This window comes from Hydrogenophaga sp. OTU3427 (genome assembly GCF_038440225.1).
Classification (GTDB): domain Bacteria; phylum Pseudomonadota; class Gammaproteobacteria; order Burkholderiales; family Burkholderiaceae_C; genus Hydrogenophaga.
In genome coordinates, this window is record NZ_JASATI010000021.1 from 1 (window position 1) to 19,536 (window position 19,536).

Genomic DNA, 19,536 nt, shown 5'->3' on the forward strand with positions numbered 1-19,536 from the left:
GATTGAACTCCGGCAATCAACAATTCGAACCCCCCTGATGCTCAAGCTAGTCGCGAAAACAGAGTACGGCGAAGTCGCCGTCGATGTCAGAGCACCTGACGTGACCGTATCCCGAACCTAGGCGTCTGCTGCCGCCATGATTGCATCGCGGCTGAGCCCAGCCATCCTGCGACGCAAGCCACAAGACGCCTTCCGACCCATCCCCGTCACGCCCATCGGCACGTCGGAGCCGGCATCGCCCGCCAGCCTTCGCGTCGTCCTCGGGGTGCTGGCTTCGCCGCCCTGCCTTGGTTCTCAAGACTATCCCGCAGTCCAAGGCTTTCCCCCTGCTGCTGCCGTTTTTAAACCGACCAGCAGGGCTGGCAGCCCGCGAATCAGCAGACTGCCGTCTGTATAGCAAAGAATACGCGGCACTTGAAAAGTGCCACAAAAAATTCATCAGCCTGGAATCTGTACTATTCAACGTTAGATGGCTTAACGTGTGTCATCTCTTTGCTTATTGCAAGCTGAAGCATACGCCTCCCCCAAAATAGGAGTTCGTCATCAGCCTCCGATAAAAAAATTGTATTTCCATGCACAATTTTTGACCTAGCTTGATAGAACCGAACAAAGGTGTCACGTATTTGCTTCCGCGCCTTTAGATTTGTTGCAACGAGATAGGCGCATCGGTCAGCCAACATGCGAGTCAGACTCGAATTTTCATCATCCTCTCCAAATAAAGCCTCAAAGCCGATACTAGTCTGAACCAGTGCCATGGTTGGACTGAGTGATGTCAACCCGTCAAGATGCCACTCGCATGCTGTGCGTAATCGACCGACCCCATCATCCTCCGCGGCATACAACCAGGCCGCATCACGAAGAGCAGCACGAATTTCAGACACCTTTCCAGCGACCTCCGCAGATTTGAAACGAAATGAATAAGATGAAAGGAGACTCGACAGCTCGGGGGACAACTCCACCGAAAACGGCGCAATAGGTCCGGACGTATCCTCAATAAATTCAATTGAAGGTTTTGGATGCGATACCCTAGATGTTCGAAGCATCATTGCCAGTGTAATGATGCCCATTTTCGGAGCAACTAAACCGCAAGCCAGTGCTTGCTGAAGAATGAGCTTGTATCCGGAGAGCGCTTGCCTTGCAGCAGAGGATTGACCACCGTACCCAGCAAACCCCCGAACCTTAAGCTCCAGAGCGTAATTAGAAGCGCCATGGTTCTCTGGCACCAAAGCAAGCAATCCACCACCTCTGAGTGCGACATCACTTTGATATCTGGATATGGCAATCGCTTCAGAAATATAAATACTGTCACCCAAATCCGGCAACTCGGGAATTGGAATTTTGGCCGTATATGTTCTTGGAAACGAATCAATAAATGCCACTAGCTCATCAGCAAGTTTGGCTAGACCATCATCCCCGATAACTGCCGAAAGCTGCCGCACTTCTCCGACCCCATCATGTGGCATGGCTGCAATGGCATTTGCAATGCAATTGAAAAATATTGAATAAATATCCTGAGTAGTGACCCAGTCGTGCTTGTGCTTCAGTATCTCCTTTGCAACACTTGCGAAGTGCATAGCAAAATTCTCATTGCCAACACTACGACCTAATACGGTCACATTTTTTAAAAATCCGACCGCGTGCCGCCGTATCGCATCTTTTGCGTTTGGATGCATACTCACAGCTGACTCCTCGGCTTTCGATTCAAAAAGTTTTCAATTAAGCAATCGCCCTAACTCTGATTTCCTCAAGCACTTCGACAATTTTTGAAGCCTTTGCTGGAGGAAATACACCCAACGGCCCTTGCGCATTAACGTCAGTAAACGGTGACTGGAACAGTCGCTCCGTAGCCATCACGCCGTTTTGCGTCAGCTCTAACACTATTAGGTTGATGAACTCAATTTGGTCAGCCGAAGCCGTGCTACCCTGTAAAAACTCACTGAAGGCCTGCATGGCCGCTTCGCGGTCCAGCCCGACCAAGGAGCGGATGAACAAGCCCAGCCCGTTGCTCTTGGCTTTGGCCTCACTGATGAGCTCCGGAGTACCACCGGCGGCAGTCAGTATCTTTTCCAGCTCATCGAGGTCAGTTGGCGTCAATGCTTGGTTGCGGCGAAGTCGCTGCAAGGCGAGGTGGGACTCGTGCTCCCTTAGGAACACGCGCGCCTTTTCCTTGAACTTCGCCATGTTCAGGCCTGCAGTTACCTGGGGCAGTTCGATGTTGGTGAGTTCGCCGATGGCATCTTCAAAGTCGGTGTAGACCACCTTCTTCTGCCCCTTGGGAATCAGCTTGACCAACGCACGTAAGCGCCTGCGCACCGTCTCCAGCATGGGCACGGTGACGTCTTCCCACCATTCCTCGCTGACCACGGCTTGAATCAGCACCATCTCGGCCTTGATGGCGGGGATAGCCGTCTGCTCTTCAAGGGCGCTAGCAATCTTCTGAATCTTGTCTTTGAGGTCCGGGAAGCTCTTCCCCGCCTGAAGCACCGACAACTGGGTTCGCAGCATCAGCATGTCAAACCGCTTGGCTTCTTCATCCTCGTCGACCAGTGACGTGGGTAATCCGGCCACCTCGGTTTCCAGCTCATACCTGGCTTCTGATGACAACTTGTTCCAGGCCGCCGGCTGGGCATAGCGCTCGACAAACTGCCGCTTGGGACGCACCACGAAGTTGTCCACATTCATGGCGGCCACTTGCTGATGCAACAGACCCGCTGTGTCTTTACGGACTTCCTTCATGGTCAGGCTGGTGCCCCATGGCTTGGCCGGAACATCCTCAACCGTCATGCCTGCGGGGTTGCGGGCATCCAGTTCTGCCAACATCTCCAACCGAGCCTTGAACAGGCGGGTGCTCAGTGGTTCTGATGCACCACCTTCTTTGAAGTCAGTGTTCTGGCTGAAAAATTCGAGGTTTTGGCAGTAGTCGAAGATGTAGAAGTTCTTCTTGTCCTCACCAGGTCCGAACAGGTCTGGCCTCAATCGCGTGCCGCGTCCCACCATCTGCCAGAACTTGGTCTTGCTGCGCACGACCTTGAAGAACACGAGGTTGACCACCTCCGGCACGTCGATACCGGTGTCCAGCATGTCCACCGAGATGGCGATGTGTGGCGCCTTCTCTGGCTTGGAGAAGTCGTCAATCAGGCTCTGGGCGTATTCGGTCTTGTAGGTCACCACCCGAGCAAATGCGCCTTTGTAGTGCGGGTAGTTGGCGTCGAAGCGCTGGGCAATGTAGTCGGCGTGGTCGTTGTTCTTGGCGAAAATGATGGTTTTGCCGAGCCGGTCGCCGCCAGCGACCTTCTGGCCGTTGAGCATCAGCGTAGCCAGCACCTTGTCCACCGTGTCCTCGTTGAACAGCCACTTGTTCAGGGCCTCGGCGTTCACCTCGTCCGGCACGTTGCCTTCGTCGTCCCACTCCAGCTCGTCCCACTGGGCCTTCTCTTCGTCGGACAGGTCGGCGTAGCGGATGCCTTCGCGTTGGAATTTGAGGGGCACCGAGATGGCCACGGGTGGCACCAAGTGGGCATCGGCCACGGCTTCGTCCAGGCCATAGGCATCGGTGGGCACGCCGTTTTCCAGCCCGAACAGGCCGTAGGTGTTGTGGTCGATTTCGTCCTTGGGCGTGGCGGTCAAGCCCACCAGCAACGAATCAAAGTAGTTGAAGATGGCGCCGTACTTCTGGTAGACCGAGCGGTGCGCTTCGTCGATGACGATGAGGTCGAAGTGCCCCACCCCGAAGCGGCGCTGGCCGCTGGCCACGTCGTCAATCAGGCCCATCATGGTGGGGTAGGTAGAGACGAAGACCCGGTCATCGGTGTGTTTCTCGGTGACCAGGTTCACCGGGGCGGCGTCGGGCAGGTGTTTCTTGAAGGCGTTGACCGCCTGGTTGACCAGGGCCACCCGGTCGGCCAGGAACAGCACGCGCTTGGCCCAGTTGCTCTCCATCAGCACCTTGACAAGTGCAATCACCGTGCGGGTCTTGCCGGAGCCCGTGGCCATCACCAGCAGGGCCCGGCGCTGGCGGTCCACCTCGAAGTGGTGGCCTACCTTGCGCACGGCTCGTGTCTGGTAGTAGCGCTCCACGATGGAGGCATCAATCACCACTTCGGCTGGGCTCTTGCGGCTGCTGCGGCGTTGGATGGCCAGTTCCAGCTCGTCTTTCTTGTAGAAACCCTGCATCGGCCTCGGCGGGTAGGCTGTGTCATCCCACAGCCAATGCTCGTAGCCATTGGAATAGAAGATGACGGGGCGCTGGCCGTACATCTGCTCCAGGCAGTCGGCATACAGCTTGGCTTGCTGCTGTCCCACGCTGGCGCTTTTGGTGGTGCGCTTGGCTTCAATCAGAGCCAGGGGTTTGCCATCGTCGCCCCACAGCACGTAATCCACAAAGCCCTTGCCCTCGCTGTTGGGCATCCCGGTGACTTCCACCTCGAAGTTCACCACCGGGTTCAAGCTCCAGCCTGCTTCTTTGAGGAGCACATCGATGAAGGCCTTGCGGGTTTCGGCTTCGGAGTAGTCGTGGGTGTCAGGCTCAGCAGCGTTAGCCTTCTTCGCAGCGGCCACTTCCGCTTGCAGCATCTTGAGCTCGTCAGACAGGGCAGCTTGCTCTTTGAGAGCAGCGGCCAGCTTGTCATCGCGCTCCTTCAGGCTGGCTTCGAGCTTTTGCAGTTGCTCAGCCGACTGAGGGGCAGTGCCAACGGCTGATGGCAGCAAGGTCGCAGAGAAAGTCAGACCCGGAGATGGGCGGGCTTTGCGCCCATATGTGCGGGCGAGCCAGTAACAAAAGTGGAATAGCTCGCGCAGGGCGTTGACAGCATCGGTGTCGTTGACCTTGCGGGCGCTGTGAACGGCCAAGTTGCCCAGGTCTTTGATGAGGCGCGCCTTGGTGAACAGCGCCTCGCCCACCGTGGACTTGAAACTGGGCTCGTGGATGAAGGCGCTCAGGTTGTCCTGGTAGGGCCTGCGCAGACTGTGGTCGTGGGCGTACATCCACGCCACGGCCAGTTCCAGGGTGCGGCGAGCATAGAAACAGGATGCACGGGCGTCGGTGTTCGCCAAGCCTTCAGCCTTGGTGGCAGCCTCAAAGAACAGAGGCCATTCGGGCTGGAGGAAGGCGAAGTTGCTCATATGCCTGCTTTTCCCTTGATGAAGACGTTCATTCTCTGCGCCAAAGCTTCACGGCGGAATTTCAAGAAATCTTTGTACGAAGCTGTGCTCCAAAGCGCTGGGTCTGTGGGCACACATTGGCTTTCTAGGGCCTCTTTGCCCTGTTTGGCAATCACATCTTCCAGGTACTGGGAGGCTTCCTTGTTGCTGATGCGTCGGTTGGTCTGGCCGGTGATGAAAGCCATGTTGGCGATTTCGTTGATTTCGCCCGTCTCGTAGCCCTTGTCCTTCAGCAGGGACTTCGGGATGATGTGATGCCACTGGATGAAGTGCAGCTTGCCTTGATGCGTCAGGGACAAACCCAGCCCGCTGTACCAGTCCTTCGCGCCAGACGCCTTGAGAGCTAGGTAGGCCAGCGAGAAGAGCGGGCTGCCAACGCCTCGACCGGCGAGGTCGCCCGGCTCCACATGCAGGCGGCCAAACTGGCGCTTGACTGGGTCCATCAACGCCGCCACATCGCCTGAGCGGAACACGATGGCCAAGTCCTCATTCAACAGAGTCTCGGTGGACCCACGGGAATAGCGGCCGCGAGCGTTAGCAACCAACAGCCAGTGCAGCAGCTGGCGCTGTTCTTCAGCAGACAGCTTGTTGTCTTTCTTTCTGCTCAAAGCAGCAATTACGTGCAGGAACATGGGCGAAGACAGCAGCGACTCGTCCTCAATGCCAGCATTGCTGCGCAGGAAGTTGATGGCGTACCGTAAGCCCTCCTGCGCCTCAGCCCATCCTGCCTTGAGCTTGTCGATGTGGGTGCTGGCCACGCTGCGGAACAGGCACTGCTGGGTGGCGAACACCACAATGGAACGGACCAGGTGACCCAGGTCGATGGTGAAGTAGCTCTTCTCGCATTCCTCCTGGAAGGCCTCCAGCTCTTTGAGCAGGTTGGGCCAGCGCGACGTCATTTGGGCCAGCGCCAGGTCGGAAGACTTGAGTTTGGCCCCCAGGGAGTTCACCCTCACGAAGATTTCGGTCACCTCTTCGTAGCTCATGCTGCGTTCCAGCACATGGACCACATAGGTGTAGTCCTTGATGGCGCGCAACCTCTTCAGTCGGTTGGAATACCTTTCGAAGCGCTCGATGCCTTCAGGTGACTGCATATCGCTGAGTGCGCCGGCCTTTTGCAGAATCTGTACATCACTGCCTGTTTTGAACACCTCGGTGACTGATACCCAGTTGGGCAAGGCAGCGAGGTTTTTGGCGGCGACCACGAAGGTGCGTCGTTTCAGCTTTTCCTGCAAACCCAGGTCGGACTCATCGGCTTCCTCACCGTTGTCGCCATCTTCCCCTTGCTCGTCGTCAGCCACCACGGGCGAGTCTTCGTCGCTGGTGACTTCGGTCTCGTCAGTGGGTGGGCCATCTGGGTGGTCCAAGTTGAAGAGGATGTCGATGGGCCGCTTGCGGCCACGCACCTGAACCAGCTCGCCACCCAGCACCGCCGTCAACGACGTCAGGCGCTGCTGGCCATCCAGCAGCAGCTTGCGGCCGGCGAAGGCAGTGGTCTCTTGGGCGATGGCGAAGTCGCGAGTGGGTACCGGCTCGTCGGTTTCCCACATCAGGATGGAGCCGCTGGGGTAGCCCCGGTAGAGCGAGTCCAGCAGGTCACGGACCCGGGTGGCGCGCCAAACGTAGTGGCGCTGGATTTCCGGCAGGCGCAACTCGCCGCGCTTGTACATGTCGACGAGGGTGCCGATGGGGATGTTTTGTTGCTGCATTCAGAGCTCCCCTTGAAAGGCGCGGGCCTGTGTACATACAAAGAAACGGTCCAGCTCAGCTGCCGAACGATGATGCTCTCGTGAAAGTCCTTCGAGTGACGCCATGGCGAGCTCAAACTTTCTCTGCAGTTCCCTGGGAGGGAGAAGCACAGGTACTTTGGCCAAATTGGACTGATTTATTCCGGAAATGGTTGACTGAGTGACAAAGGGGCGAACGAACTTTTCGCGAATCCGCTCGTTGTTAAGGTAGTGAAAAAGAAACAGGGGCGACACCTTTGACAAGTCTGGACGAATGCGAATGAATGATGACTCGAACAGCAGGGGTTCACTGCTATCCGGCACACGGCAGGGTTTCGCTGCGCCTTCGTAAGTCAAAGAACGACGCGCAATTAGCACGTCTGACTTCTCAAGTGAGTATTTAGCTACGTCGTCCCCGTCACATTCAACCCGACGCAGTTGACCCCGCCTTACGACACCGCCGAACGCATCGCTCATGTGCACCATCTCGATGCCGCTTTCCGAGTACGCCCCCTTGGGGAAGTAGGCACCATTCTGGAAGCCATCCTGGGCCAGCTCTAGAAGTGGCACGCTCCTAAAGGATGGGCTCGCCCCAGCTGGGTCCCCAAACATTTCCACAAAAATTGACTGCACGAGGCGGTCGAGCTGGGCCAAGGCTTCACGGCGCTTGGCGCGCAGAGCGTCGGCTTTGTCGAGGATGGCGGCGATGCGGCGTTGTTCCGCCAGTGATGGGAGTGGCAACTCAAGTTTTGAAACCACGTCACGAGTGATACCCTTGATGGTCGCTCCTCGAGCCATGCTCAAGAAGTAGTCTTGCTTTGTTCTAAGAAAGTGAACCAAGTAGGCGGTATCAACACGAGCATGGTCAGGAATAAGTGCTGTAATGTCTTGGCTGAAACACAAGTCCACCCCAGCGATGGCCACTTTACCTACGCCAGTTCTGGTTACAAGCAGGACTGAGCCAGCGGGTACCTTGTTGGTCGCTGAAGCCGCTATGGCCTGTTCGGTAATGAAACTCCTGGCATTCATGGCGACCGGCCCCGTAATGTCGGCACTTGTAATCCAGGGTATCTCTCCCTCGAAAAAGTGAGCCTCAGACTTAGCAGGGGTACCGCCGTTCAAGAACTGACAGAGGTTGCCAAGTGCCTCCATCACTTCAGCATCCCCTCAAGCTCCGCCATCCCCGCCTGAATCTCATCCTCCAACTGCCTGAGCTTGGCCAGAATCTCCAGTGGGTGTTCGAGCGCCACCGACTCGTGCACCACTTCCTTGTAGCGGTTGATGGACAGGTCATAGCCCTGCGCTGCAACGTCGGCCTTGGGCACGCAGAAGCTCTGCGCCGTGCGTGGTCGCTCGCGCTCGGTGGTGTCGCGCTGCGCCCAACGGGTCAGCGCATCGGGCAGGTTGTTCTTGGCGTGTTCGGCTTCGGTCAGTGGCTGTTCGGGGTACGGCCCCAGCTTGTTCTCATCCAGCAACGGTTGGCGCTTGTCATCCAGGCTCCAGCCGTCGGCCTGCATGTCGTAAAACCACACCTGGTCGGTGCCGCCCGAGTTGGTTTTGGTAAAGAACAGGATGGCCGTGGACACCCCCGCATACGGCTTGAAGGTACCGGCGGGCAATGAAACCACGCCGTCCAGCTTCTGGTCTTCCACCAGCATGCGGCGCAGCTCCTTGTGCGCCTTGCTGGAACCGAACAGCACGCCATCGGGCACCACCACGGCCGCCCGCCCACCGGGCTTGAGCAGCCGCAGGAACAGGGCCATGAACAGCAGCTCGGTCTTCTTGGTCTTGACGATGCTCAGCAGGTCTTTGGCGGTGTTCTCGTAGTCCAGGCTGCCGGCAAAGGGCGGGTTGGCCAGGATGAGGCTGTACTTCTCTTCGTCGGCTGCATGGTCCTGGGCCAGTGAATCCTTGTAGCGGATGTCGGGGTTGTCCACCCCGTGCAGAGCCATGTTCATGCTGCCAATGCGCAGCATGGTGTTGTCGAAGTCGTAGCCATGGAACATGCCATGGTGAAAGTGCGCCCGGGCCGAGGTGTCGTTGAACAGTGTGGGGTGTTTGTCGCGCAGGTATTCACCGGCCGCCACCAGAAAGCCACAGGTACCGCTGGCCGGGTCGCAAATCACGTCCTTGGGGGTGGGAGCCGTCATGGCCACCATCAGCTTGATGATGTGCCGCGGCGTGCGGAACTGGCCGTTCTGGCCAGCTGCGGCAATCTTGCCCAGCATGTACTCGTACAGGTCGCCCTTGGTGTCACGGTCTTCCATGGGCACGTGGTCCAGCATATCCACCACCTTGGCCAGCAGGCCAGGTGTGGGAATAGTGAACCGAGCGTCTTTCATGTGCTGGCTGTAGGTCGAGCCGTCACCGCCCATGTTGCGCAGGAAGGGGAACACTCGCTCGCCCACCACCGTGAACATTTCCGCCGGGGCGAAGTTCTTGAAGCGGGACCAGCGCAGGTCGTCGTAGCTGCGGCCCACCGCATCTTTGCCCTCAGGGAAGATGCGCTTGGCCATGGGCTGCTTCAGCAGCAGGGCCTTGCTTTCTTCCAGAGTGTGCGCGTCATCCAAGCGACGGATGAACAACAGGTAGGTGATTTGCTCCAGCACCTCCATGGGGTTGGAGATGCCGCCCGACCAAAAGGCGTTCCAGATGGCGTCGATTTGGCTGCGGATGTCGCTGGTGAGCATTTAGGGTGTTTTGTGAAAGATTGAGCCAAGCGCAGCAACGCTACACCGACAACTGCGAACAATGATAGCCGCCCGTTTTCAGGGCGGCGACAGGGTAACCGTCACCCGAGTATGGGGGTTTTGACGGTCGATAGCTTTTGACAACTCAATACAAAAGACCCATAAGTTTCTCAACTTATGGGTCTTTTTTCTCAGCTTATGCGTCTACCTACACCATCGATCACACGTCGATATTCCCCGCCCGCAGCGCGTTGTTCTCGATGAAGAAGCGGCGTGGCTCGACCTCGTCGCCCATCAGCATGGTGAAGACCTTGTCGGCCTCGATGGCGTCTTCGATCTGCACGCGCAGCAGGCGGCGCACGTTGGGGTCCATGGTGGTTTCCCACAGCTGCTCGGGGTTCATCTCGCCCAGGCCTTTGTAGCGCTGGCGGGCGGTGGTGCGTTCGGCTTCGCTGATGAGCCACTTCATGGCCAGGCGGAAGTCGCTCACGCGTTCTTCCTTCTGCTTGTCGCCTTCGCCGCGCATGACCTTGGCGCCTTCGCCGAGCAGGCCGCGGAAGGTGTTGGCGGCTTCGGCCAGGGCCGCGTAGTCGGCGCCGTGCACGAAGTCCTGGGTGATGACGCTGCTCTTGACGTTGCCGTGGTGGCGGCGGCTGATGCGCAGGATGGGCTTGTCGGTGCGCACGTCGAACTCGGCCGCCACGTCGGCGGGCACGCCGGTGGTGTTGAGTTCGCGCAGGGCCACCTGCAAGGCGGCGGCGCTGGCCGCCGCGCCTTCCATGTCGTCGAGCTGCAGCGCCACGCCGTCGGCCACGGCGCGCAGGGCCTCGGCGTCCATGAAGGCGCCCAGGCGGGCGATCACGGCCTCGGCCACCTGGTGCTTGCGCGCCAGTTCGCCCAGGGTGTCACCTTCGAGGGTGGTGCTGGCGTCGCCGCCGGTGACGACCTTGGCGTCCTTGAGTGCGATGCGCAGCAGGAAGCCATCGAGGGCGGACGCGTCCTTGAGGTAGAGCTCTTCCTTGCCGGCCTTGACCTTGTAGAGCGGCGGCTGGGCGATGTAGATGTGGCCGCGTTCGACCAGCTCGGGCATCTGGCGGTAGAAGAAGGTCAGCAGCAGGGTGCGGATGTGGGCGCCGTCGACGTCGGCGTCGGTCATGATGATGATGCGGTGGTAGCGCAGCTTGTCGATGTTGAAGTCGTCGGCGCCGCTCTTGGCCTTTCCGCTGTAGTCGTCGGCGCTGGCCTTGCCGATGCCGGTGCCCAGCGCCGTGATCAGCGTGAGGATTTCGTTGCTGGTCAGCAGCTTCTCATAGCGGGCTTTTTCCACGTTCAGGATCTTGCCGCGCAGCGGCAGGATGGCCTGGAATTTCCGGTCGCGGCCCTGCTTGGCGGAGCCACCGGCGGAGTCGCCCTCGACGATGTAGATCTCGCACAGCGCAGGGTCTTTTTCCTGGCAGTCGGCCAGCTTGCCGGGCAGGCCCATGCCGTCGAGCACGCCCTTGCGGCGCGTCATCTCGCGCGCCTTGCGGGCGGCTTCGCGGGCACGCGCGGCCTCGACGATCTTGCCGCACAGGATCTTGGCGTCGATGGGGCGCTCTTCCAGGAACTCGGTCAGGGTCTTGGCCACGATGTCTTCCACCGGGGCGCGCACTTCCGAGCTGACCAGCTTGTCCTTGGTCTGGCTGCTGAACTTGGGCTCGGGCACCTTGACGGAGAGCACGCAGCACAGGCCTTCGCGCATGTCGTCGCCGCTGACCTCGACCTTGGCCTTCTTGGCGAGTTCGTTCTGCTCGATGTACTTGCCGATCACCCGCGTCATGGCGGCGCGCAGGCCGGTGAGGTGGGTGCCGCCGTCGCGCTGCGGGATGTTGTTGGTGAAGCAGAGCACGTTTTCGTTGTAGCTCTCGTTCCACTGCATGGCCACTTCCACACCGATTTCGGTGCCGGGGATGCCGCCGTAGCTGTCGGCCGGGCGGGTGCCGGTGGCGTGGAAGGTGGTGGGGTGCAGCACCTTCTTGCCCTGGTTGATGAATTCGACAAAACCCTTGACGCCGCCGGCGCCCGAGAAGTCGTCTTCCTTGCCGCTGCGTTCGTCCTTCAGGCGGATGCGCACGCCGTTGTTGAGGAAGCTGAGTTCGCGCAGGCGCTTGCTCAGGATCTCGTAGTGGAAGTCGTGGTTCTCTTTGAAGATGTCGGTGTCGGGCAGGAAGTGCACCTCGGTGCCACGCTTCTCGGTGGCGCCGGTCACCTTCATGGGCGAGACCTCGACGCCGTCCACCAGCTCCAGCTGGCGGTTCTGCACGAAGCCGCGCGCGAATTCGAGGCTGTGCACCTTGCCTTCGCGGCGCACCGTCAGGCGCAGCCACTTGCTGAGCGCGTTGACGCAGCTCACGCCCACGCCGTGCAGGCCGCCCGAGACCTTGTAGCTGTTCTGGTTGAACTTGCCGCCGGCGTGCAGCTCGGTCAGCGCGATCTCGGACGCACTGCGCTTGGGCTCGTGCTTGTCGTCCATCTTCACGCCGGTGGGGATGCCGCGGCCGTTGTCGGTGACGGAAATCGAGTTGTCGGTGTGGATGGTGACGACGATGTCGTCGCAGTGGCCGGCCAGGGCCTCGTCGATGGAGTTGTCGACCACCTCGAACACCAGGTGGTGCAGGCCGGTACCGTCGGAGGTGTCGCCGATGTACATGCCGGGGCGCTTGCGCACCGCCTCCAGGCCTTCCAGGATCTGGATCGCGCCTTCGCCATACCCCTCGCTGGCCCCCGCCTGGTGGGCGTCGATGATGGGCTGAGCGGAGGAATGCTCTTCGGGCGTGGGGGTGTTTTCGATGCTCATGCGCGCGCTTTCGGGTTCTCTTACAAGCACCAAACCCGCTCACAGCGGGTTTGGTCGGGCTTCGTTGTTTTGGTGGGCGGATCAGATCCGCATCGGCATCACCACGTACTTGAAGTGTTCGTTGTCGGGGATGGTCAGCAGCGCCGAGCTGTTGCCGTCGCTGAGTTCGATGCGAACCATGTCCTGCGACATGTTCTGCAGCGCATCGATCAGGTAGGTGACGTTGAAGCCGATCTCGATGGCGTCGCCGCCGTAGTCGATGTCGAGTTCGTCGACCGCCTCTTCCTGCTCGGCGTTGTTGGAGGCCACGCGCAGCATGCCGGGCTCGACATTCAGGCGCACGCCCTTGAACTTCTCGCTGGTCATGATGGCGGTGCGCTGCAGGCTGGCCAGCAGCGGGGCGCGGCCCAGCACGATGATGTTGTGGTGGTTGCGCGGGATCACGCGGTTGTAGTCGGGGAACTTGCCCTCGACCAGCTTGGTGACGAATTCCATGCCCTCGAAGCGGAAGCGCGCCTGGTTGCCGGCGAACTGCATCTCGATGGCGCCGTCCTTGTCGGACAGCAGGCGCTGCAGCTCCAGCACGGTCTTGCGCGGCAGGATCACTTCCTGCTTGGGCACTTCCACATCCAGCGTGGCGCTGGCAAAGGCCAGGCGGTGGCCGTCGGTGGCCACCAGGCTGAGCTTGTTGCCTTCGGCCACGAACAGGATGCCGTTGAGGTAGTAGCGGATGTCGTGGACCGCCATGGCAAACGACACCTGGGCCAGCAGGCTCTTGAGCGTCTTTTGCGGCACGCTGAACACCGGGCCGAAGTTGGCCGACTCCTGCACCAGCGGGAAGTCCTCGGCCGGCAGGCTCTGCATGGTGAACTTGCTCTTGCCCCCCTTGAGGATCAGCTTGGCCGCCGACGACTCCAGGCTCACCGACTGGTCGGCCGGCATGGTGCGCAGGATGTCGATCAGCTTGCGCGCGCCCACCGTGGTGGCGAAATTGCCTTCGTCGCCGCCCAGTTCGACCGTGGTGCGGATCTGGATTTCCAGATCGCTGGTGGTCAGCTGCACCTGGCCCCCGGTCTTGCGCACCAGCACATTGGCCAGGATGGGCAGGGTGTGGCGCCGCTCGACGATGCCCGCGACCGATTGCAGCGCGGCCAATACCTTGTCCTGGGTCGACTTGAAAACGATCATGTTGTGGGCTTCCGTCTCTTGGGGGGTTTTTGTGGCTTTGGGCGGTTCCAACTGCCTATTGTCGCGGTTTTACCAGACCGTTTTCAGCCTTTGAGGGTTTGTTCGAGGACGTGCAGCTGCTGGTTCAGCTCGGTCAGCTGGGCGCGTTCGGCGGCGATCTTGCGCACCGCGTGCAGCACCGTGGTGTGGTCGCGCCCGCCAAACAGCTCGCCGATCTCGGGCAGGCTCTTCTGGGTCAGCTCCTTGGCCAGGAACATCGCGATCTGGCGCGGCCGGGCGATGCTGGCCGGGCGCTTCTTGCTGTACATGTCGGCGACCTTGATCTTGTAGTAGTCGGCCACCGTCTTCTGGATGTTTTCCACCGAAATCTGCCGATTCTGGATGGACAGCAGGTCGCGCAGCGCCTCGCGCGCCAGCTGGATGGAGATTTCCTTCTGGTTGAAGCGCGAATAGGCCAGGATCTTGCGCAGCGCGCCTTCGAGCTCGCGGACGTTGGAGCGCACGTTCTTGGCGACGAAGAAGGCGACTTCCTCGGGCATGGTGGTGTGCTCCACCTCGGCCTTGTTGATCAGGATGGCCACCCGCATTTCCAGCTCAGGCGGCTCGATGGCCACCGTCAGGCCGGAATCGAAGCGCGACACCAGGCGCTCGTGGATGTCCACCAGCCCCTTCGGGTAGGTGTCGCTGGTCATCACGATGTGGCTCTTCTTGGCCAGCAGGGCCTCGAAGGCGTTGAAGAATTCCTCCTGCGTGCGTTCCTTGTTGGCGAAGAACTGCACGTCGTCGATCAGCAGCAGATCGAGCGAGTGGTAGCGTGCCTTGAACTCGTCGAAGGTCTTGCGCTGGTAGGACTTGACCACATCCGACACAAACTGTTCGGCGTGGATGTACAAAACCTTGGCCTGCGGCTTGTCGGCCAGCAGCTGGTTGCCGATGGCGTGCACCAGGTGCGTCTTGCCCAGGCCGACGCCGCCGTAGATGAACAAGGGGTTGTAGAGCTGGCCCAGGCTGCCGGCCACGTGCATGGCGGCGGCGCGCGCCATGCGGTTGGCACTGCCCTCCACCAGGGTGGCAAAGGTCAGCGCGGTGTTCAGCCGGTGCTTCTGCCCGTCCTGCGCGGGCTCGGCCGGCGTGGCCACCTCCGGCAGCTCGGCCAGCACCTGGTCTTGCAGGCTGCGGGGCGTGGAAGCTTGCCTGGCGGGGGCTTCACGCGGAGCGAGCGCCAACTCCAGCACGACCGGATGACCGGCGATCTGCTCCAGCAGGCTGGTCAGACGGCCCGCGTATTGGGCCCGTATCCAGTCCATCTTGAAGCGGTTGGCCACCGCCACCTGCACCCGTTCGCCGCCGTCACTGACCCGCGCGGCCAACGGCCGGATCCAGGTGTTGAACTGCTGCTCGGGCATCTCCTGCGCCAGGCGTTCGACGCAAACGTCCCACAGGTCGGCGTGGGCGGCAGGGGTGTTTCCCTCGATCATGGGCTGGCTTGGGGGTGTTTCTTGTTGTGGACAGTCCGGCAGCAACCGGACGGCGATTGTAGTGCCAGCGGCGAGTTATCCACACCCCGTTGTGCTGTGCTTTTTGGCACTGGCTTGCCCCGTGCACCAGAATTTGCGATAATGCCGGGTTTCCCCGATGCACGAGCCTGTGTCGCGGCTGCTTTCGCAGCGGCGTGCCATGGTTTGGATGTCGCCGGGGAGCCCCGCGCAGCCTGCTGCGTGAATTGCCAAGCCATGGCCAAACCATCCTGCCGTTGACCGGCCCGGAGAGGCCAGGAGAACCACTATGAAACGCACCTACCAGCCTTCCAAAATCCGCCGCGCCCGTACCCACGGCTTCCTGGTCCGCATGAAGACCCGTGGCGGCCGTGCCGTGATCGCCGCGCGCCGCGCCAAGGGCCGCAAGCGCCTGGGCCTGTAATTCAGGCGTCCGGCTTGGCCGATCCCGCGGCGGGTTCGTTGCCCCGTGCCCCGCAGGCCACCCCGACCGATGCCTCAGGCAGCGGCCGGCGTCTGAGGCACATCCAGCACCGCGCCCAGTTCCAGTGGGTGATGGCGGGTCCGCCCGTGGTCAAAACCGTTCACTTTGCGCTGCACCTGGCCGCGCTGGATGCACCTGCGGGCGATGCCGCCCCGGCAGGTGCTTCGCCGCGTCCGCTGTTTGCCGTCCCGGCGGCCTGGGTGGGTGTGGTCATTCCCAAACGCTGGGCCAAACGCGCCGTCACCCGCAACATGGTGCGGCGGCAGATCTACGCCCTGGCCCAGGAACGGGTGGCGGCCTTGCCCGAGGCGGCGGTGGTGGTGCGCCTGCGCAGCGGGTTCGACCGCAGCCGTTTCATCAGCGCCACCTCCGACGCCCTGAAGGCCACCGTGCGCGCCGAACTGCAACAGCTGTTCAGCCGCCTGCTGGAGCGCCGCCATGCTTGACTGGCCCCGCCGTGGCCTGATGGCGCTGGTGCGCGGCTACCGCCTGCTGCTGAGCCCCTGGCTGGGTTCGTCCTGCCGTTTCGAGCCCACCTGTTCCGTCTATGCCCTGCAGGCGCTGGAGCGCCACGGCGCCGCCGCCGGCAGCTACCTCACCCTGCACCGGCTGGCGCGCTGCCAACCCTGGTGCGAGGGTGGGCACGACCCCGTTCCCGAGCACCCGCCCGCGCTCTTGTCGCGGCTGCTGGGCCAACCTTCCGAGAAACACTCGTCATGAATGACATCCGTCGATCCATCCTGTGGGTGGTGTTTGGTTTTTCCATGGTGCTGCTCTGGGACCAGTGGCAGGTGTACAACGGCCACAAGGCGACCTTCTTCCCGTCGCCCGCCCCGGCCAGCGTGCCGGCGGCCAAGCCCGATGCCAAGCCGGGCGATGCCACGGTGCCCTCCGCCACCGCGACCGGCGCACCCGCCGCGGGCGCCAGCGCCGTGCCCGACGCGGCCCCTGCCGCGCCCCGCACCCAGCACCAGGTGAGCACCGACGTGTTCAAGCTGACCATCGACAGCCAGGGCGCGGCCATCGTGCGCGCCGAGCTGATCAAGCACGACGCCAAGACGCCCCCGGCCAAGGACCAACCCGCCGACCCCCTGGTTCTGCTGGAAGCCGACAAGAGCTACGCCGCGCAATCCGGCCTGGTGGGCAACACCCTGCCCAACCACACCACGCCGATGACGCTGACCAGCCCGGCCACCACGCTGGCCGATGGCCAGGACACGCTGGAACTGCGCTTCGAATCGCCCGTGTTGGACGGCGTCAAGCTGGTCAAGACGTACACCCTCAAGCGCGGTGCCTACGACATCGGGGTGCGCCACGAGGTGATCAACCAGGGCACGGCGGCCATCAAGCCCCAGCTCTACCTGCAGCTGGTGCGCGACAACAGCACCGCCGGCAGCGCCACGCCTTTCTATTCCACCTTCACCGGCCCGGCGGTCTACAGCAGCCTGTCCAAGTACCAGAAGGTCGAGTTCACCGATATCGACAAGAACAAGGCGACCTTCGACAAGGAAGCCACCGACGGCTACGTGGCCATGGTGCAGCACTACTTCGCCAGCGCCTGGCTGCTGCCCGATGGCGTCAAGCGCGACAACTACGTCGACCGCGTGACCGTGAACCAGGCCGCCCGCTACCGCGCCGGCACCATCACCGGCCTGGCCGACGTGGCACCTGGCCAGTCGCAGGCCGTGGAAGCCCGCCTGTTCCTGGGTCCGCAGGACGAAAAGCTGCTGGAGCGCCTGGCGCCCGGCCTGGAGCTGGTCAAGGACTACGGCTGGCTCACCATCCTGGCCAAGCCGCTGTACTGGCTGCTGGAAAAGATCCATGGCTTCGTGAGCAACTGGGGCTGGTCCATCGTCCTGCTGGTGGTGCTGATCAAGGCCGCCTTCTACTGGCTCAACGCCACCGCCTACCGCAGCATGGCCAAGATGAAGGCGATCAACCCGCGCATCATGGAAATGCGCGCGCGCCTCAAGGACAACCCGCAGCAGATGCAGCAGGAGATGATGAAGATCTACCGCGAGGAAAAGGTCAACCCGCTGGGCGGCTGCGTGCCCATCATGATCCAGATCCCCGTCTTCATCGCCCTGTACTGGGTGCTGCTGTCCAGCGTGGAGATGCGCAACGCGCCCTGGCTGGGCTGGATCACCGACCTGTCCACGCCCGACCGCTTCTACATCCTGCCCGCGGTCATGACCCTGACCACCCTGCTGCAGACCGCCCTGAACCCAACGCCGCCGGACCCGATGCAGGCCAAGATGATGTGGTTCATGCCGCTGATCTTCTCGGTCATGTTCTTCTTCTTCCCGGCCGGCCTGGTGATGTACTGGATCACCAACAACGTGTTGTCCATCGCGCAGCAGTGGGTCATCAACACCCGCATGGGCGTGCCGCCGCAGTTCAATCTGCCGAAGTTCAAGTAACCCCCCCCGAAGCGCCTGCGGCGCCTTCCCCCAGGGGGCGACACCAGCCGTCCGGCAAAGCCGGCCCGGCGGTGTCCCCGGCCGATACACTTCGGCCCACCTATGTTCTCCAGACAGGACGACCCCATTGCCGCGATTGCCACCGCCCCCGGGCGGGGCGCGGTGGGCATCGTGCGGGTGTCGGGCAAGGGACTGGCGCCACTGGTTGAGGCCATCTGCGGGCGCCTGCTGAAGACCCGGGAGGCGAGCTACCTGCCGTTTCGCGATGCGGCCGGCGAGGCCATCGACCAGGGCCTGGCGCTGTTTTTTCCGGCGCCTCACTCCTACACCGGCGAGGACGTGCTGGAGCTGCAGGCCCATGGCGGACCGGTGGTGCTGCAACTGCTGCTGGCGCGCTGCCTGCAGGCGGCCGCCGAAACCGATGCCGGCCAGGCCCGGCTGCCCCACCTGCGCCTGGCCGAGCCGGGCGAGTTCACGCAGCGCGCCTTCCTCAACCACAAGATCGACCTCGCCCAGGCCGAGGCCATCGCCGACCTGATCGACGCCAGCACCGAGGCGGCCGCCCGCAGCGCCGGGCGTTCGCTCTCGGGCGCCTTCTCGCGCGAGATCCACACCCTGCGCGATGCCCTCATCCACCTGCGCATGCTGGTGGAGGCCACGCTGGACTTCCCCGAGGAAGACATCGACTTCCTGCAGCAGGCCGACGCCCGGGGCCAGCTCGGCCGGCTGCAGGCGCAACTGGCCGCCGTGATGGCCCGTGCCCACCAGGGCGCGCTGCTGCGCGAAGGCATCAAGGTGGTGATCGCTGGCCAGCCCAACGCCGGCAAGAGCTCGCTGCTCAACGCACTGGCGGGGGCCGAGCTGGCCATCGTCACGCCCATCGCCGGCACCACCCGCGACGTGGTGAGCCAGACCATACAGATCGACGGCGTGCCGCTGCACGTGGTGGACACCGCCGGCCTGCGCGACACCGCCCTGCCCGAGGTCGACGTGGTCGAGAAGATCGGCATCGAGCGTGCCTGGGGCCAGATCGAGGCGGCCGACGCCGTGCTGTTCCTGCACGACCTGACCCGCCACACGGACACCGCGTACGCTGTGGCCGACAGGGAACTGCAGGCGTCGCTCGCGCAACGCCTGCCCGGCCACACGCCGGTGCTGCACCTGTGGAACAAGGCCGACACCGCCACCCTGGCGGCACCGGCCGAAGGCCTGGCCATCTCGGCCAAGGCCGGCACCGGCCTGCAGGCGCTGCGCGCCGAGCTGCTGCGCATCGCCGGCTGGCAATCGGCGCCCGAAGGCGTGTTCATCGCCCGCGAGCGCCACCTGCGCGCGCTGCGCGAGGTCGACGAACACCTCGGTCTGGCGAGCAGCCAGCTTGACGCCCGCGTGCCCGCGCTCGACCTGCTGGCCGAGGAACTGCGCCTGGCGCAGAACGCGCTCAACACCATCACCGGTGAATTCGGCGCCGACGACCTGCTGGGCGTCATCTTCTCGTCGTTCTGCATCGGCAAGTGAGCCGGCGCGGTCGCCCGCGT

The 19,536-nt window shown here is 62.1% G+C and carries 13 protein-coding genes; 5 read left to right on the forward strand and 8 right to left on the reverse strand.

The features are described from left to right. Nucleotides 1–455 precede the first annotated feature (455 nt). The 8 genes from AAHB17_RS13410 to dnaA form a co-directional block, all read right to left on the reverse strand. Nucleotides 456–1,679, reverse strand: coding sequence for a hypothetical protein (locus AAHB17_RS13410; protein ID WP_342131114.1), 1,224 nt, complete (start codon nucleotides 1,677–1,679; stop codon nucleotides 456–458). A gap of 37 nt (nucleotides 1,680–1,716) precedes the next feature. Beyond that, on the reverse strand, nucleotides 1,717–5,121 hold the full coding sequence (locus tag AAHB17_RS13415; protein ID WP_342131115.1) for a DEAD/DEAH box helicase family protein: 3,405 nt from the start codon (nucleotides 5,119–5,121) through the stop codon (nucleotides 1,717–1,719). Beyond that, nucleotides 5,118–6,869, reverse strand: coding sequence for a GmrSD restriction endonuclease domain-containing protein (locus tag AAHB17_RS13420; RefSeq protein WP_342131116.1), 1,752 nt, complete (start codon nucleotides 6,867–6,869; stop codon nucleotides 5,118–5,120). The genes AAHB17_RS13415 and AAHB17_RS13420 overlap by 4 nt, the downstream gene beginning before the upstream one ends. Further along, nucleotides 6,870–8,039, reverse strand: coding sequence for a restriction endonuclease subunit S (locus tag AAHB17_RS13425; protein WP_342131196.1), 1,170 nt, complete (start codon nucleotides 8,037–8,039; stop codon nucleotides 6,870–6,872). Next, the gene (locus AAHB17_RS13430; RefSeq protein ID WP_342131117.1) at nucleotides 8,039–9,577 is read right to left on the reverse strand and encodes a type I restriction-modification system subunit M; all 1,539 of its coding nucleotides are present in this window, start codon (nucleotides 9,575–9,577) and stop codon (nucleotides 8,039–8,041) included. The genes AAHB17_RS13425 and AAHB17_RS13430 overlap by 1 nt, the downstream gene beginning before the upstream one ends. Before the next feature lie 220 nt (nucleotides 9,578–9,797). Further along, nucleotides 9,798–12,413, reverse strand: a complete 2,616-nt coding sequence (gyrB, locus tag AAHB17_RS13435) for a DNA topoisomerase (ATP-hydrolyzing) subunit B (RefSeq protein ID WP_342131118.1) — start codon at nucleotides 12,411–12,413, stop codon at nucleotides 9,798–9,800. Nucleotides 12,414–12,494: 81 nt separating this feature from the next. Continuing rightward, nucleotides 12,495–13,601, reverse strand: a complete 1,107-nt coding sequence (dnaN, locus tag AAHB17_RS13440) for a DNA polymerase III subunit beta (RefSeq protein WP_342131119.1) — start codon at nucleotides 13,599–13,601, stop codon at nucleotides 12,495–12,497. A gap of 83 nt (nucleotides 13,602–13,684) precedes the next feature. Further along, nucleotides 13,685–15,079, reverse strand: a complete 1,395-nt coding sequence (gene dnaA / locus AAHB17_RS13445) for a chromosomal replication initiator protein DnaA (protein ID WP_342131120.1) — start codon at nucleotides 15,077–15,079, stop codon at nucleotides 13,685–13,687. 307 nt (nucleotides 15,080–15,386) lie between these two features. Between dnaA and rpmH the strand changes: the two genes are divergently transcribed. The 5 genes from rpmH to mnmE all read left to right on the forward strand — a co-directional run bounded on the left by rpmH (nucleotide 15,387) and on the right by mnmE (nucleotide 19,516). Continuing rightward, nucleotides 15,387–15,521, forward strand: a complete 135-nt coding sequence (gene rpmH, locus AAHB17_RS13450) for a 50S ribosomal protein L34 (protein WP_342131121.1) — start codon at nucleotides 15,387–15,389, stop codon at nucleotides 15,519–15,521. 14 nt (nucleotides 15,522–15,535) lie between these two features. After that, nucleotides 15,536–16,027 (forward strand): ribonuclease P protein component, encoded by a 492-nt coding sequence (locus tag AAHB17_RS13455; protein ID WP_342131122.1) that lies wholly within the window; start codon nucleotides 15,536–15,538, stop codon nucleotides 16,025–16,027. Then, nucleotides 16,020–16,301 carry a membrane protein insertion efficiency factor YidD gene (gene yidD / locus AAHB17_RS13460; RefSeq protein WP_342131123.1) on the forward strand — a complete coding sequence of 94 codons (282 nt, stop codon included), beginning with the start codon at nucleotides 16,020–16,022 and terminating at the stop codon, nucleotides 16,299–16,301. Before AAHB17_RS13455 ends, yidD begins: the two co-directional genes overlap by 8 nt. Then, nucleotides 16,298–18,001, forward strand: coding sequence for a membrane protein insertase YidC (gene yidC, locus AAHB17_RS13465; RefSeq protein WP_342131124.1), 1,704 nt, complete (start codon nucleotides 16,298–16,300; stop codon nucleotides 17,999–18,001). Before yidD ends, yidC begins: the two co-directional genes overlap by 4 nt. A gap of 102 nt (nucleotides 18,002–18,103) precedes the next feature. Beyond that, on the forward strand, nucleotides 18,104–19,516 hold the full coding sequence (mnmE, locus tag AAHB17_RS13470) for a tRNA uridine-5-carboxymethylaminomethyl(34) synthesis GTPase MnmE (RefSeq protein WP_342131125.1): 1,413 nt from the start codon (nucleotides 18,104–18,106) through the stop codon (nucleotides 19,514–19,516). Nucleotides 19,517–19,536 lie beyond the last annotated feature (20 nt).